The organism is Dietzia sp. Alg238-R159, from assembly GCF_900537145.1.
GTDB classification, from domain to species: Bacteria; Actinomycetota; Actinomycetes; order Mycobacteriales; family Mycobacteriaceae; genus Dietzia; species Dietzia kunjamensis.
Genome location: NZ_UNRI01000003.1, coordinates 501,283 through 516,001, shown reverse-complemented (window position 1 = coordinate 516,001; position 14,719 = coordinate 501,283). Strand labels below are relative to the sequence as shown.

At 70.8% G+C, this 14,719-nt stretch carries 13 protein-coding genes; 6 read left to right on the top strand and 7 right to left on the bottom strand.

What is annotated here, in order from left to right:
* Nucleotides 1–51: 51 nt before the first annotated feature.
* The 4 genes from G6R20_RS10825 to G6R20_RS10810 are packed head-to-tail and all read left to right on the top strand — an operon-like array spanning nt 52 to nt 4,943.
* Nucleotides 52–1,704 carry an ABC transporter substrate-binding protein gene (locus G6R20_RS10825; RefSeq protein ID WP_240341398.1) on the top strand — a complete coding sequence of 551 codons (1,653 nt, stop codon included), beginning with the start codon at nt 52–54 and terminating at the stop codon, nt 1,702–1,704.
* Nucleotides 1,671–2,696, top strand: coding sequence for an ABC transporter permease (locus G6R20_RS10820; RefSeq protein WP_240341397.1), 1,026 nt, complete (start codon nt 1,671–1,673; stop codon nt 2,694–2,696). Before G6R20_RS10825 ends, G6R20_RS10820 begins: the two co-directional genes overlap by 34 nt.
* Nucleotides 2,689–4,275 (top strand): ATP-binding cassette domain-containing protein, encoded by a 1,587-nt coding sequence (locus G6R20_RS10815; RefSeq protein WP_163376382.1) that lies wholly within the window; start codon nt 2,689–2,691, stop codon nt 4,273–4,275. Before G6R20_RS10820 ends, G6R20_RS10815 begins: the two co-directional genes overlap by 8 nt.
* The gene (locus G6R20_RS10810; protein ID WP_163376381.1) at nt 4,272–4,943 is read left to right on the top strand and encodes an ATP-binding cassette domain-containing protein; all 672 of its coding nucleotides are present in this window, start codon (nt 4,272–4,274) and stop codon (nt 4,941–4,943) included. Before G6R20_RS10815 ends, G6R20_RS10810 begins: the two co-directional genes overlap by 4 nt.
* Here the strand turns inward: G6R20_RS10810 and ccsB are convergent.
* The 6 genes from ccsB to G6R20_RS10780 all read right to left on the bottom strand — a co-directional run bounded on the left by ccsB (nt 4,940) and on the right by G6R20_RS10780 (nt 11,994).
* A complete protein-coding gene (gene ccsB / locus G6R20_RS10805; protein ID WP_163376380.1) occupies nt 4,940–5,938 on the bottom strand; it encodes a c-type cytochrome biogenesis protein CcsB in 999 nt (332 codons plus the stop codon). The two genes, G6R20_RS10810 and ccsB, sit on opposite strands and share 4 nt — an antisense overlap.
* A complete protein-coding gene (locus G6R20_RS10800) occupies nt 5,935–7,596 on the bottom strand; it encodes a cytochrome c biogenesis protein ResB (protein WP_240341396.1) in 1,662 nt (553 codons plus the stop codon). Before G6R20_RS10800 ends, ccsB begins: the two co-directional genes overlap by 4 nt.
* 257 nt (nt 7,597–7,853) lie before the next feature.
* Entirely contained in the window at nt 7,854–8,303 is a 450-nt protein-coding gene (gene cynS / locus G6R20_RS10795; protein ID WP_163376378.1) for a cyanase, read from the bottom strand.
* Nucleotides 8,304–8,382: 79 nt separating this feature from the next.
* A complete protein-coding gene (locus G6R20_RS10790; protein ID WP_240341395.1) occupies nt 8,383–9,315 on the bottom strand; it encodes a formate/nitrite transporter family protein in 933 nt (310 codons plus the stop codon).
* A 220-nt stretch (nt 9,316–9,535) separates the two neighbouring features.
* The gene (locus G6R20_RS10785; protein ID WP_163376377.1) at nt 9,536–11,218 is read right to left on the bottom strand and encodes a hypothetical protein; all 1,683 of its coding nucleotides are present in this window, start codon (nt 11,216–11,218) and stop codon (nt 9,536–9,538) included.
* A gap of 203 nt (nt 11,219–11,421) precedes the next feature.
* Nucleotides 11,422–11,994, bottom strand: coding sequence for a DUF3558 family protein (locus tag G6R20_RS10780; protein WP_163376376.1), 573 nt, complete (start codon nt 11,992–11,994; stop codon nt 11,422–11,424).
* A 219-nt stretch (nt 11,995–12,213) separates the two neighbouring features.
* Here G6R20_RS10780 and G6R20_RS10775 point away from each other — a divergent pair, with 219 nt between their 5' ends.
* Nucleotides 12,214–12,525 (top strand): hypothetical protein, encoded by a 312-nt coding sequence (locus tag G6R20_RS10775; protein WP_163376375.1) that lies wholly within the window; start codon nt 12,214–12,216, stop codon nt 12,523–12,525.
* Here G6R20_RS10775 and G6R20_RS10770 read toward each other — a convergent pair.
* Nucleotides 12,501–13,814 carry an ISL3 family transposase gene (locus G6R20_RS10770; RefSeq protein ID WP_163376374.1) on the bottom strand — a complete coding sequence of 438 codons (1,314 nt, stop codon included), beginning with the start codon at nt 13,812–13,814 and terminating at the stop codon, nt 12,501–12,503. The two genes, G6R20_RS10775 and G6R20_RS10770, sit on opposite strands and share 25 nt — an antisense overlap.
* Nucleotides 13,815–13,886: 72 nt before the next feature.
* Here G6R20_RS10770 and G6R20_RS10765 point away from each other — a divergent pair, with 72 nt between their 5' ends.
* Entirely contained in the window at nt 13,887–14,708 is an 822-nt protein-coding gene (locus tag G6R20_RS10765; protein ID WP_163376373.1) for a hypothetical protein, read from the top strand.
* Nucleotides 14,709–14,719 lie beyond the last annotated feature (11 nt).

The following is a 14,719-nucleotide window of genomic DNA, read 5'->3' as shown; positions in this document are numbered from 1 at the left end:
GGCGCACTAGGTGTCCGACCGGACACGTATCTCCCGTGGGTAGGAGACGCCTTGAGACCGTTCTACGCCGTCACCGGTGTGGGCCTCGCAGTGGCCCTGGCAGCGTCGGGATGCGCGATGCCGTCCGCCGCTGGTGACGGCGGGGAGGGTGGTGGCAGCGGCGATACCGGCGGCCGGGTCGTGCTGGCCGACTCCACACCGTTGGACGAGTTCAACCCGGTCTCCGGCTACGGCTCCACCGGAGTCTCGCCGCTGTACGAGGGGCTGCTGCGCCCGGCGGCCACGGACGACGAGTCGCTACCCGACCTCGTGCCCGCGCTCGCCGCGGCCGAACCGGAGGTCAGCGACGACGGGCTCACGTGGACCGTTCGGCTGCGCGAGGGCGTGCGGTTCCACGACGGCACCGCGCTGGATTCGGGGGACGTCGCGGCCACCTACCGGGCGGTGGCCGATCCGGTGTCGGGCTCGCCGATCGCGTCGGACTACACGTCGATCGCGCGGATCGGGACGCCGGATCCGCTCACCGTGGAGTTCGGGCTCGACGCGGCGGACCCGGGGATGCCCGCGCGACTTCTGCTGGGCATCGCCCCGTCCGAGCTGCTCGCGCCGGGGCCGGCCGCGGAATCGACGCTCAACACCGCACCCGTCGGCACCGGCCCCTACCGGCTCCAGCGCCTCTCCCCCGGCGAGGCCGTGCTGGTGGGCGATCCCGACCACCGCGACGGCGCCCCCGACGTCGACACCCTTGTCCTGCGGTCGGTGCCCGATGAGAACGCCCGCGCCCAGATGATCGTCACCGGCGAGGTCGACGGCACCGTCCTGCCGCCCGCCCTGGCTGCCGGGCTGGCCGACCGCGACGGGCTGGAGCTGGTGTCGGTCAACACCGCGGACTGGCGGGCCGTGGCCCTGCCCACCGCGCACCCCTTCACCGGCGACCCCGCGGTCCGGCGCGCGCTGACGCTGGCCGTGGACCGCGAGTCGCTGGTCGAGCACGTCCTCGCCGGGCACGGCCGGCCCGCCACCTCCCCGATCACCGACGCCTACCCGGAGTTCGAACCGGTGGGCGTAGCCGGCGTGCAGCCCGACGCGGACCCGGCCGTGCGCCGGGCCGACGCGCGGGGCCGGCTCGCGGAGGCCGGGTGGCGGCCGGGGCCGGACGGGGTGCTGGTCCGCGGGGGCTCCGCCGACAGGGCAGAGTTCGTGCTGGCCTATCCCGTCGCCGACTCGCTGCGCCGCGAACTCGCCTCGGCGGTGGCCGACCAACTGCGCGAGGTGGGCGTGGCCGTGGAACTGTGGGGCGGGACGTGGGACGAGATCGAGGCCCGCGCCGGCGAGGTGGCGGTCCTGCTCGGCGGCGGCGACAACCCGTACACCGTCGACACCCAGGCCTACCGCACCCTGCATTCGCGGACCCCGCTGTCCGGGCCGCTGGACAACCCCGGTGGCTACGGCAACGCGGACGTCGACCGCGCCCTCGACGCCGCCCGCCGGGCCTCCGACCCGGCCGAACGGACCCACTTCTACCGGCAGGCCCTCCGGGCGTACCACCGCGACCCCGGGCACCTGTTCCTCGTGACGCTCGAACACACCTATCTCGTCCGCGACACCGGCCACACCGGCCCCGCCCCGATCCTCGAACCGCACTCCCACGGCACGACCTGGGGGCCGTGGTGGGCGATCGCGCACTGGACGGCCCGCCCGTGATCCGGCGACTGCGTGAACGACGAGCCGAACTCGCGCGCGTCACGGTCCGCCGGGCGCTCGCCGCGCCGATCGTCGTGCTCGCCGTGACGCTGGCGGCGTTCATCATGGCCGACGCCTCACCGCTCGACCCGCTGGCCGCCCACCTCGGCGACGGCTACGAACGCCTGACCGCCGCCGAACGCTCGGCCTCCGCCACCGCCCTCGGCACCGATCGGCCTTGGTGGCAGGCCTGGACACAGTGGATCGCGGGACTGGCGACCGGCGATATCGGCTACTCCCCCACCTTCCGCCAACCGGTGCTCGACGTGCTCACCGAGCGGCTTCCGTGGACCGTGGGACTGTCGGCGGTGGGGCTGGGGATCGCCCTCGTCGTCGTCGTCCTCTCCGGCCTCATCGCGGCGGCGCGCCCCCACGGCGCGGTCGACCGGGCGCTCGCCGGGGCGGCGGTCACGCTGAGTTCGATCCCGACGTTCGCGCTGGCCCTGGGCTCGGTGGCGGTGTTCTCGGTGGCGTTGGGGTGGCTGCCCGTCTCCGGCGCGGCCCCGCCCGGGCAGGCGGCCACGGTGGGCGGCGTGGTGCGGTACGGCATGCTGCCCGCGCTCGTGCTGGCCGCCGGGCAGGTGCCGTGGATGCTGCTCGCGTTCCGGCGGGCGGTGCTCGACGCGGAGGCGTCGCCGGCCGTCGCCGAGGCGCGGGCCCGTGGACTGGGCGAATGGACCGTTCTGAGCAGGCACGTCGCACCCGTCGCGTGGGCGCCGCTTATCGCGCTGCTCGGCTCGCGGGTGCCCGAAGTGATGGTCGGATCGCTGGTCGTGGAGACCGTCTTCGCGTGGCCCGGGGTGGCGGCTGCGACCGTCGACGCCGCGCTCGGGGCCGACTTCGCGCTGCTCGCCGCGGTGACGGTCGCCGCGTCGCTCACCGTCCTGGTCGGCACGTGGCTCGCCGACTGCCTGCTGCTCGTCGCCGACCCGAGGGTGCGGATCGATGCGTGATCGGGCGGTGGGGCGGGTGGCTGGCCTGCGGGCGGCGGGCGGGGTGATGCTCGTGGCCGTGGTGGCGTTCGCCCTGGTGTGGCCCGTGATCGCGCCCGCGGGCATGGTGTCGTCGGGGTACCTGTCGGCCGACCTGCCGCCGACGTGGGCGCACCCGATGGGCACCGACGGGCTCGGGCACGACCTGTCCGTGCGGGTGGCGCAGGCGCTGCGGGTGTCCCTGGCGGTCGCCGCGGGCGCTGCGGTGCTCGCCGGGGTGCTCGGCGTGGCGGTGGGCGCCGGAGCGGCGGCGTGCGGTGGCCGGGTCGACGCGGCACTCATGCGGTGCACCGACGCCGTCGCCGCCGTGCCGCACCTGCTCGCCACGGTGGTGGTGGTGGCCCTGTTCCGGGGGTCGCTCGCCGCCATCGTGGTGGCCCTGGCGCTGACCCACTGGCCTGCGGTCGCGCGGGTGGTGCGGGCCGAGGCGCAGACGATCATGGCGTCGCGGTACGTCGCCGCGTCCCGCGTCGCCGGGGCGTCCCCGCTGCAGCTCGCGCGGTGGCACGTCCTGCCGGCCGTGGTCGGGCAGGCCGGCCTCGCGACGGTGCTCATGGTCCCGCACGCCGTGTGGCACGAGTCGACCCTGTCGTTCCTCGGCATCGGCATGCCGCCCGAACGGCCGAGCCTCGGCACACTCGTCGCGCTGTCCCAGCCCGGCCTCCTGCTCGGCCGGTGGTGGCCGCTGGCCTTCCCCACCGCCGCGCTCATCGCGGTGACCGTGGCGGTGGCGCTGCTGGGGCCCGGGACGCCGGGGCGCAGGGCGGCACGACGCGGGGCGGTGCGACGCGGGGTCCCCGTAGGTGACCACAACCCCGGCGACCACCACCGCGACGACGACGAGGTGGGCGCCAGCCGGGCGAGCCTGACGGTGGACGATCTCGTGGTGGCGCACCGGGATCCGGGCTCGGTGCGGGCGGTCGACGGGGCATCCCTGCGGATCGAGACGGGCCGGGTCGAGGCGATCATCGGGCCGTCGGGCGCCGGCAAGTCCAGTCTGCTCGACGCCTGCGCCGGGCTGACCCCGGCGGGCGCGATCACCGCAGGCCGCGTGGACGCGGGCCCCGGCGGGTCGACCGGACACGTCCCCCAGTCCGCGGCGGCCGCGTTCACCCCGACCCGGCACCTGCGAGGGCAGCTCGAGGAGGGACTCGCCGTCGGGCGCCGTGGCCGCGGTGACCGCGGTGACCACTGCACCCGTGACGTCGACGTCCTCTGCCGGCTCGCGAGGGTCGACCCCGCCCTGGCTGACCGGTACCCGCACCAGCTCTCGGGCGGGCAGCTGCGCCGGATGGCGATCGCGGCCGCGCTGAGCACGAACCCCACCGTCCTGCTCGCCGACGAACCCACCACCGGCCTGGATGCCGACCTGGCCCGGGCCGTCCTGACGACGCTCCGCCGACTGGCCGACGACACCGGGCTCGCAGTGCTGCTCGTGACCCACGACCACGCCGCGCTCGCGGAGAGTGGCGTCGCCGACGAGGTCCTCGAGATGCGTGGCGGTAGGCTCCGGCCGATCGCGGAGCTGGTGTCGCCATGACGCTGTCGGCACGCGGGGTCGCCTTCCGGCACGCCGGGGCCGACGGATTCACGTTGCCCCCGACCGATCTGACCGTGCGCGGGGGCCGGATCACCGCGCTCGTGGGTCCCTCCGGAAGTGGGAAGACCACCCTCGCGCATCTGCTCGCCGGGTTGCTGACGCCCACAGCCGGGGCGGTGACGGTGACCGACGAGCCCGGGACGCCGACCAACGGCCCGGGTGTGCGGGCGGTGCGGCGCCGGCGCGGCCGACTGCCCGGGCACACGGCGCTGCTGAATCAGGACCCGATGGCGTCGGCGGACCCCCGGATGACGCTCCGGCAGATCATCGCGCTTCCCGGACGGCTGCGCGGGATACCGGTGGACGTGGGCGCGCTCGCCCTCGAGGTCGGTGTGGATCCCGGCCTACTCGACCGACGGCCCGAACAGGTCTCCGGCGGACAACTCCACCGCGCCTGCCTCGCCCGGGCGCTGGCCCAGCGGCCGCGTTACCTGATCGCCGACGAGGCCACCGCGCATCTGGACCCCGAGAGCACGAACGCGATCGCGGGCGTCCTGCGGGCCCGCGCCGACGGGGGGCTCGGCGTCCTCGCGATCACCCATGATCAGCGGCTCGCGGCCGACTGGGCCGACGTCGTCCACACGATGGGCGACGCCGCCGGGAGCTAGTTCAGCCCGGCGTAGGAGTGCAGGCCCGAGACCACGATGTTGATGAAGAACAGGTTGAACACCAGCACAGCGAAGCCGGCGATGTTGATCCACGCCGCCTTCTTGGGGCCCCAGCCGCTGGTCGCGCGGGCGTGCAGGTAGCCCGCGTAGAGCACCCAGGAGATGAACGACACCGTCTCCTTGGGGTCCCAGCCCCAGAAGCGGCCCCACGCGCTCTCCGCCCACACGGCGCCGAGCAGGATGCCCACGCCGAAGACCGGGAAGCCGATGACCGTGGTGCGGTACGCGAGGCGGTCGAGGGTCTCGGCGGCCGGCAGTGGACGGGCCAGGCGCGCGCCCCACCCGTGCTCCTGCCCCTGCGGCTGCCACACTCGGATGAGGTACATGATCGACACGACACCGGGGATGAGCAGGATGCCCGAGCCCAGCGCGATGATCGACACGTGGATCGGCAGCCAGTACGAGCGCAGCGCCGGCACCACGGGCGCGGCGTCCGAGTACAGGTGGGTCCCGCCGACGAACAGCAGCACCAGGATCGGCACCAGCAGATACGGCCACACCACCTGCAGTGCGGGCTTGCGCAGCCAGATCAGCCCCGCCGCCACCGCCAACAGAGTTGAGCCCAGGATGAACTCGTACATGTTGCCCCACGGGAACCGCTCCGTGGACAGCCCCCGCAGGACGAGGGACGCGGCGTGGAACACGAACCCGAGCACCACGAACAGCTGCGCGATCCGCGCCCAGCGCACGTTGCCGGCCGAGGCCCGCTCCTCGTCGCCGGTGTCGGTGAGGGACCGCGACTCCGTCAGCCCGGTCCCGCCGGCCATGACCAGCTCCTTCTCCGAGACCTTGGCCACGCGGAAACCCGCGTAGTAGATCAGCGACGCGATCAGCGCCAGTACGTAGATCCCGAAGGCCGTCCGGAACGCCAGGTCCGAGTAGGTGGCCAGCGTCTCGTCGATGGGCAGGCCCTGTGCGAGGGTCGAAGTGATCACCGGGTGTCGTCCTTCCGCGCAGCGTCGGCGGCGGTACCGCGACTAGTTGAAGTGTGGCCCGTGTCGGCCTCACCCGGCAACACGGGTGTGGCAGCCGCCGCCGAGACCAGCCGGTCCCGGAGCTCGTCGAACTCGCTCCCCCAGCCCGATCGGTCCGTCTTGGCCAGGCCACCCAGATCGACACGGGTGACCTCGTCGTCGTCGACACTCACCCGCGCCCAGATCCTCCGGCGCCGCACCATCAGGCTGAGCACCAACCCCGCCATCATCACGGCGGCCGACACCCCCACCCAGATCTGCGTGGGGTCGGAGGAGACCTGGATGTTGACGAACTCCTCGGCGCCGTCGAAGCGGACCTCGGTGCCGTCGGGGAGGGTCGTGGATTCGCCGGGCTTGAGGTTGACGCGGGCCTCGCGGTTGAGCGCGCCGGACTCGATGAGGTCCGGCTCGAGCGAGAAGACCGACTGCGGGCGGCCCGTGTCCAGGCCGGCGTCCCCGCGGTAGACGTCGATCGCCACCGCCGGGTCGTCCATGCGCGGGAACCGCGAGCTCAGCAGGGTGCCCTCGAACTGCGCGGTCGGCGCGAACAGGCCCTGGATGGCGATCTGCTGCGTCCGCCGCTCGGCCAGATCGGGGTACATGCCAGCGGGCGGGTCGAAGCGCATGATGCCCGAGGACAGGAACGTCTGCAGCTCGGTCGGCGTCCAGTGCTGGGTGTCCGTGCGGGTCTCGCCGTTCGGGTACGTCACCGTGAACGTCGGCGCGAAGCCGTGACCCTGCAGATAGACGCGCGTGGAACCGATGCGCAGCGGGTGGTTGACCCGCATCTCGAACGGCTCCCACGTGTCCGGGTCGGTCGTGGTGACCTCCTCCGTGTACCGCACGTTGGAGGTGAACATCTCGGCCTGCCCGTTGGGCAGATAGTCGGCGCGGAAGTCCTCGACCTTGATGCAGAACTGCTCGAGGTCCGTGCCGTCGACCAGCAGCCCGGCGCGGAACGAGTCGTACGCGCTGGGCGTGGTGTTGCAGAACGCCGGGGACTCCTCATTGGCGACGATGACGCGCATGCCCTCGGCGTAGACGAACTTGCCGGCCGCGAACATGACGAGCAGCGCGAGCAGGCCGAAGTGGAAGACGATGTTGCCGACCTCCCGCGAGTAGCCGCGCTCGGTGGACAGTTCGATGGTGCCGGGGACGCGGCCGTCGCCGTCGTTGCGGCGGACCCGGCCCTTGAGCTCGCGGCGGATCTGGTCCGCGGCCTGCTCCGGCGTGGCCGTGGTCCGGTACGCGGCGTGGTGCGGCAGGCGGGACAGGTTGCGCGGGGTCAGCGGCGGGGGCGTGCGCAGCTGGCGGACCAGTTCGAAGCAGCGCGGGGTGAGGCAGCCGACCAGCGAGACGAACAGCAGGACGTAGATGGCGGTGAACCACCAGCTGCTGAAGACGTCGAACAGTTGGAGCTTGTCGTAGGTCTCGCCCAGCCACCCGTTCTCGGCGATGTACTCGTTGACGTTGCCCTCGTTGAGGCTGCGCTGTGGCAGGAGCGCGCCCGGGATGGCGGCGACGGCCAACAGGAACAGCAGGATCAGCGCCGTGCGCATGGCGGTGAGGGTGCGCCACGCGTTGCGGAGGAACGCGGTGACGGCAGCGGTTCTGGGCATGGGGTCCATCTGCGGGTCGCGGCGCGCCGAGGCGGCTCGGGGCGTGGCTCGGCGCCGGTCGCACCCAGGCTAGTGGGGCGAACCTGAGCGGATCCTGGCAGGGTATGGCCAACTGCGGGGAGGTTGCGCCGGGTGTGGCGGGGGTCTCGGGCCGGCCGCCGGGGTCTCCCCCGCCGCGGGGGTTCCTGGGGGTCGCGGGGGTCTCTCTTCGGTCGGGAGGTTCCTGTTCGGTCGGGGGTCCGGTTCGGTCGGGGGCGTCACCACCGATAGTCGAGAAACTTCCCGTCCAGCGTGATCACCACCCGGTCCCCGTCAGGGTCGCCGCGACGGTTGATGTCGACCGTGAAGTTGATCGCGCTCATGATCCCGTCTCCGAACTCCTCGTGGATCAGCGCCTTGAGCGCCGGGCCGTACACCGACATCGCCTCGGTCAACCGATAGATCGTCGGATCGGCCATCACCTCTGCCGGCGTTCCGCGGCTCGGCTGCAGGGCGAGGCTCTCCGCCACGGCGTCGTCGAGGCCGAGGAGGTCGCACACCGACCGTGCCTGCTCGGTCGACAGCGGGTGCTGGCCGAGTAGCGCCGCGGTCGTCCACACCAGCGGGGTCCCCAGATGCTCGGCCAGGTCGGCCCAGGTGCGGCCCTGGCGGATGCGGGCGGAGTCCACGAGCGCCGCGGCCTCGTGCCTGGACATGATGGGGGTCATCGAACGGATCCTCTCGGTGGGCGAGTGGGCTGGTCGGCGGGTGGGCGAATCGGCAGGTGGACTCGCGCGCGTGCGGGGGTCAGACTGCGGCGGGCTCGGTGGTCGCGCGCTCAGTTTTGGCGGTTCCGGTCGTCACAAGCTCGGTGGTGGCGGGCTCGCTGTCGGTGTCCGGAGCACCGACCGTTGCCGTGTCCGTGTCAGGGGACGACGTCCGCCGGGCCTTGGTGCGCGCGTGGGTGACGTAGAGGGTCAGTCCCACGAACAGCAGCCCGCCCACGAGGTTGCCGGCGACGGTCGGGATCTCGTTCCACACGAGGTAGTCGCCGAGGGAGAAGTCGCCGCCCAGCATCAGTCCGGTCGGGAACAGGAACATGTTGACGACGGAGTGCTCGAAGCCCATGTAGAAGAACAGCATCACCGGCATCCACATGGTCAGTGCCTTGCCGCTGACGCTGGTGGACATCATGGCGGCGACCACGCCGGTGGAGACCATCCAGTTGCACAGCACGCCGCGGAAGAACAGTGTCAGCATCCCGGCTGCACCGTGTTCGGCGTAGCCCAGCGTCCGGGATTCACCGATCTCGCCGAGCCGCTGGCCCACCTGGTCCGGGGCGACGTTGAATCCGTAGGTGGTGATGAACGCGATGAGGAACGCCACGGTCAGCGCGCCGGCGAAGTTGCCGACGAAGACCAGTCCCCAGTTGCGCAGCATGCCCCCGACCGTGACGCCGCGGCGCTTGTCGAGCAGGGCCAGTGGCACGAGGGTGAACACGCCTGTGAGCAGGTCGAAGCCCAGCAGGTACAGGAGGATGAAGCCGACCGGGAACAGCACTGCTCCGAGGAGTGCACTGCCGGTCTGGACGGTGACGGTGACGGCGAATGCCGCCGCGAGCGCGAGGATCGCGCCGGCCATGAATCCGCGGATGAGTGTGTCGCGGGTGGACATGTGGACCTTCTTCGCCCCGGCGTCGATCATCGCGCGGGTGAAGTCCTGGGGTTGGACGTAGGACACGGGTGCCTCCAGCTGTGCGGCGGTGGTGGTCGTACCGCGCCAAGTCTGGGAGGTCTGTGTGTCTGGGCAGTGACCTCGTTGTGTGGGCTGGTTACCCTTTGCTCACCGCGCGGGGGATCGCCCGTGAGGCCGGCGCCGCTCGGGCGGACACGCGGGCCGGCAGCGCCGGTGTTCCCAGGTCGGCGCCTTGGGTCGCATCCTCGCCTGCCGCTCGCGTTGCTTAGTGCCGGTCCGCACCCCCGCCGGTGTAGTCGCGGCCGATCACGCGCCCCCGGAACGGTTCGGGCTGGTCCGACCGCACGGCCGAGGTTGCGTCTTCCACGGGTGCGCGGCCCAGCACCGCGGGCGCGACCTTGACCGGATCGCCGATGATCGCCGTGGTGTTGGTGGCGTTGGTCAGGTAGCTCGCGGGGGTGTGGCCGCGGCGGTCGTTGTTCTGCCCGGCCCCTGCCGCGCCCATCACTCCACCCATCGGCATTGCCCCAGCTCGCCCGGCGTGTGCCGTACTTGGTGACGACGACGAAAACGCCCCTGCACCCGGTCCCGCGGCACCTGCGCCTGCCGAACCGGCCCCGGGAGCTCCTGCGGCCGGGCCGCCGCCACCGAATCCGGCCAGGGTGCCGGCGCCGCCCATGCGTGAGGCTCCTGCACCTGCGGCCGCAGCCCCGCCGCCGCCGACCAGCCCGGCTGTCGAGCCGAACCCGCGATCCCGGTTGCGGTTGCTGTCGCCGACGGTTCCGCCTCGGATCCCACGGATTCCGGCCGCGCCGCCGGCTCCGGCGCCAGCGCCGGTCTGCTGACCGTGTGCGCCCGGTATCGGCGCGAACGGCGCCCCCGCTGCGGTCGTCGTGGCGTTGACACCACTTCCCGCCCCTGCCTGTCCCGCTGACGGCGCTGCCGCTCCTCCCCCGTCGGCGGCGCCTGCCCTCGCAGCCAGGAGAGCTTGCTCAGTGGCGGCATCCACGGCTGCGGTGGGAGTGCTCGTCGTCGTCATCCCCGGCGCTGCGCCGCCCGCGGTCCCGGCGGCCACCTGCGCCTCGTTGCCCGCTCCGCTCGCACCACCCGTGAGGGCGGCGATTGCGGCAGCATTCGGCGCCGCCGGCTGGGCCGGCCGCGGGATGCCCTCGGTGTTCCAGACGCGCGCCATGTCGATGCCGTTCTGTCCGCCCAGCGCCGAGGTCGACACCACCCGGTACGCGGCGGTGAAGTCGAGGTCATCGAGGTTGGCGTCCATGACTGCGGGGCTGTACTCGGTGTTGACGATCGCCCTGGCCTGCTCCTCCGCCGCCGCCATGCGGGCCCGCGACTCCGCAGCGGCAGTCAGCCCCGCAGGTCCGTGCTCCCGACCGGAGAGCTGCGCGATCTTGGCTTGCGCTGCCTGCTCGGCGACGTTGGTGCGGGTGGTGACGAACCCGTCGTGCGCGCGCCTGGCCTTGGCTGCGACCTGCTCCAACTCCCCTGACAAAGCGAACGCCGAGTTGACCAGGCCCGTCACCGAGTCCTGCGCACTCGATGCGAACTGCCCCTGCCAGCTGCTACCGAGGATGTTGTTGAGGTCGCTGTTGAGCTGTTCCGCAGCTGAGTTCAGTGCCTCCGAGACTCTGGTGGCCCGCTCATCGATGTCGCTGAACTGGCTCGGTTGCAGTCCCTCAGCACACTGGGCGATGCGCTCCAGCGGCGAATCCGACACATCCTCCGGCCCCACTCGCCCGTAGGCGCCCATGACGCACATGTCCTGGAGTGCGAAGACGTCCGATTCGCTTGCGTGTATCAGCCCCAGGCTCTGCAGCCCGGCAGGTTCCTCAGCCGCCTTCGACAACGCCCCCGCCAACGCCTCATCCTGCGCCTCGATGAGCCCCCCGGCGGCGGCGAAGAGCAGTCGCATGGCGTCGGCTTGACTCACGAAGCCATCTAGCAGCGTTGCAAGGTCTTCGTCGGCGAATAGCGAGTACACAGTCCCTATCTGACGGGCAGTCTGGAACGAGATACCGGTCGCCGAAAAGGATTCATAGACGTGTCGCTTAACGAGGCTTCTTACAACGTTCGCAAAGCGATTGCATGCCTCCGAACACGCTTCCGCCATCCCAGGCTCGAGGTTTACTACCATCAGAAGTCACCCTCCGGTACATACTGCATGACGGGTTCAATGATTTGATCGAGCACATCGCAGGCGTTCACTGACCGCTCGCCACGAAACTCGCGCAGCACTGACATCAGTGCGACGTTCAGTACTACTCCGCCTCGCGAGGTAAAAAACACCTGGTAGCAATTTTCAGCTCCACGGTCTCCAACTTCCGCCGCCCGGAGACTCGGTCTTCCTTGAACGATCGATTGTGAATCGATGGGAACGAGTCTTGAGTGGTCCAAGAATCCCTGTCGGTCTTGCCAAGTTCCCACCACCCCGAAAAGAACTTCATCGTTCTTCCATCCGCAGGCATATAGCTCATCCGGCCGGTGATGGTGGACGAGATCGTCCGGTTGAACAGCGGCACCGACCGCCTCCTCGACGGCCTCCACCGGAATCTCGGCACACGGGTCGAACAGGGCGGGCCTCTGCTCGATCGGCAGATCCCAGGGATTGCCCGGCTCCTCGGCAGCGGCTGGGCTCGTCGTCGTCGACGTATCTTCTCCCCCGTCAGCCGACGCGCACCCGGACAGCACCACACCGGCGGCCACCACCGCGGCTCCGAACGCTCTACTTTTCCCCACAATCTGTACGACGGGCCGAGCCGTCGAACGGTTCCCCCGACCTGAGGTTCGCGGCGCCAAATCGCGTCGCCGCAGGTCGGAAGGGGCGTCGTCAGGTCGGTAGGCGCTCACGATCAGAGATCATCGCAGTCGTCGCCGGCCGACGGGTGGGTCATCACAGTGCCGGGCCCAGAGATTTCTGTGCCGGGTATGGAACCGGACGGCGGGCTCGCCACGTCGTACCTGGTGACGGACAACCTGCAGGAAGGGCGAGGCGTGAGCTACACGATCGGGCAGATCGGTCGCTGGGACACCACCGCGCTGACCGCCGCCGGGGACGCCATTGCCACCCGTCGTGCCACTGCAGAAGGGTTACGGACATCCTTGGCCGACGGGCGGGACACGCTCGCCGAGGGCTGGTCCGGCGTCACAGCAAACGCGGTCCTCGACGCGGCAGAGACCGAGAAGTCACACGTCACAAAGCGGCTCTTCCGGAATCAGAGTGCATTGATCCGATCCTGAAGCCGGCCGGAGTGGATCAGTGACCGCAAGATGTAGTGCTTGAGGTTGCGGAAGCCCAGGGCGATCCCGCGGAGGTGTTCCAGTCGGCCGTTGATGGCCTCGACGGGTCCGTTGGAGGCGCCCACGTCGAAGTACGCGAGGATTTCGCGGTGCCGCTTCCACAATGACCGGCCGAGCTGCGCGAGCTCCGGGAGTTCTGCGGGTACACCGGTCCGGATCGAGCGCAGGAGCTTGTACATCGCGATCTTGCCCTCCCGCTTGCCGGCGGCGTCGTAGGCGGCGATGAGTCGCTGGTAGACGCCGTAGGTGACCTCGACCGCCGCGTGCGCATCGTTGGCGGTGAATGCTTTGAACAGGCGCACCTTCTGCTTGTCGGTGAGCAGCTCGGCTCGGGTGTTCAAGGTCCGGCGGATGCCGTACAGCGGATCGCCCGTGCGGCCCCGGTGCCCGGTGGTGGCCTGCTGGATGCGTTGGCGGCACACGGTGAGCTTGTCGGCGGCCAGGTGCACGACGTGGAAGGGGTCCATCACCGTCCGGGCAGCGGGAACGGCTTTGGCGGCGGCGGAGTGGTAGCCGGCGAACCCGTCCATCGTGACCACCTTGACTCGGTCTCGAAACACCTGGTCACGGGCGTCGAGCCACTCGGTGAGCACCTTCGCCGAACGCCCCGGGACCATGTCCAACAGGCGAGACGGGCCGGTGCCGTCCACGACCGGGGTCAGGTCCACCAGCACGGTGACGAATGAGCTGCTGCCGTCACCGCGCACGTGCTTCCATTTGTGCTCGTCGACTCCGAGAATGCGGACGCCGTCGAAGTGGCCGGGCTGGTCGTAGACGATCGTGCGAGTCTCCGACAGTGCTAGATCGTTGACCAGATCCCACCCCAGCCCGAGGGCCTTCGCGACCGCGGACACGCTGGTGCGGTCGATCGCCAGACGCTGCAGGATCCAGCGGCTGCAGCGACGCGTGGTCTTGGCCCGCGGCTCAGCCAACGCCGGCATCCGCTGCTGGAAGATGCGCGTCTCGCATTCGATGTTGTCGCAGGTGAAGCGCGGTACTCGCACATGCAGCCTGGTGGGATGCCCGACGATCGGCAGATCGGTCACCTTCCGCTCGACGTGGTCTCGCAGGCGCCCCGCCATCCCGCACTCGGCGCAGATCGGGTCCAGTGTGACCGGGGCGCAGAACAGGTGCGTGAGCTCGTCGGCCACGGCGGCGTCGGCGATGGTCACCCCCAACTCGACGGTGCGGCAGATGGTGTCGGCAAGCAGGCTGGCGGTAGCGTTCAAAGCGGGTCCTGGGGTGTTCGATGCGTGGCGTAGGAACCTGCATCTTCACACGCCCCAGGACCCCTACATCTTGTGCCTCACCGCATCACCGGCGAACCCCAGCTACGCACTCCGAATCCGGAAGAGCCCACAAAGCTCGTGGGCGGGCTCGAGGACCTCACCGACGCCCTGACCCGAGCCGAAGCAGCGCTGCAACCCGCAGTCCAATCGGTACGCGACAGAGTCCGGGACGCCGTCCGAGCCGGCCTGGTGGTGGGCCAAGACTCCGTCGGCCCCGGGCCCGGCCGCGACGACATCACCCAGGACACCGTCAACGCCCATGCCGAAACGATCCGCATGGCCCTGGACACCGTGCAGTCGCTCGACGAGCACTACGGCCGCGAGATCGATCTCGTGGCCACCCGGCTCCACGATGCGATCCCGCCAGAAGTCGACCGGCGACCGATACCGGGAGGGTCACGAAACGGTTGGTTTGGCGCAGTCGACGCCGTGACCGGCGCGGCCGGCTACGGGTTCCCCATAGCGGCCGACGAGCTGGACCCCGAAACTCGTGGAAAACACAAGCTCAATCCTGTTGCGGACGCCCCCGGAAAGGCGTGGGCTGGCGTCCTACGCGGCCTCGGCAGAGCGGCCGGCCCTGCCGGCGCAGCCGTCACCATCTACGACGGCGTCGAGGGATACGCAAGGGGCGAAACCTCGGCTACTGAAGCGTCACTGGAGACAGTAAGCGCTCTCGCCGGTGGCGCCACAAGCGGTGCGGCGCTCGGGGCCATGACGGGCGGTGCTGTCGGCCCACTTGGCGCGATCCTCGGCGCTGGCGTCGGCGCAGCGGTCGGCAGCTACTTGGGAAAGAAGGGGGGAAGTGCGGTGTTCGACCGTTACTTCACCCCGTGACTAGGAGGAAC

Excerpts from the sequence above, each read along its gene's own strand:
- G6R20_RS10815 (WP_163376382.1), top strand. The coding sequence starts at position 2,689 with ATGCGTGATCGGGCGGTGGGGCGGGTGGCTGGCCTGCGGGCGGCGGGC.
- cynS (WP_163376378.1), bottom strand. The coding sequence starts at position 8,303 with ATGACCCCCATCATGTCCAGGCACGAGGCCGCGGCGCTCGTGGACTCC.
- G6R20_RS10775 (WP_163376375.1), top strand. The coding sequence starts at position 12,214 with ATGGAACCGGACGGCGGGCTCGCCACGTCGTACCTGGTGACGGACAAC.
- G6R20_RS10810 (WP_163376381.1), top strand. The coding sequence starts at position 4,272 with ATGACGCTGTCGGCACGCGGGGTCGCCTTCCGGCACGCCGGGGCCGAC.
- G6R20_RS10800 (WP_240341396.1), bottom strand. The coding sequence starts at position 7,596 with ATGCCCAGAACCGCTGCCGTCACCGCGTTCCTCCGCAACGCGTGGCGC.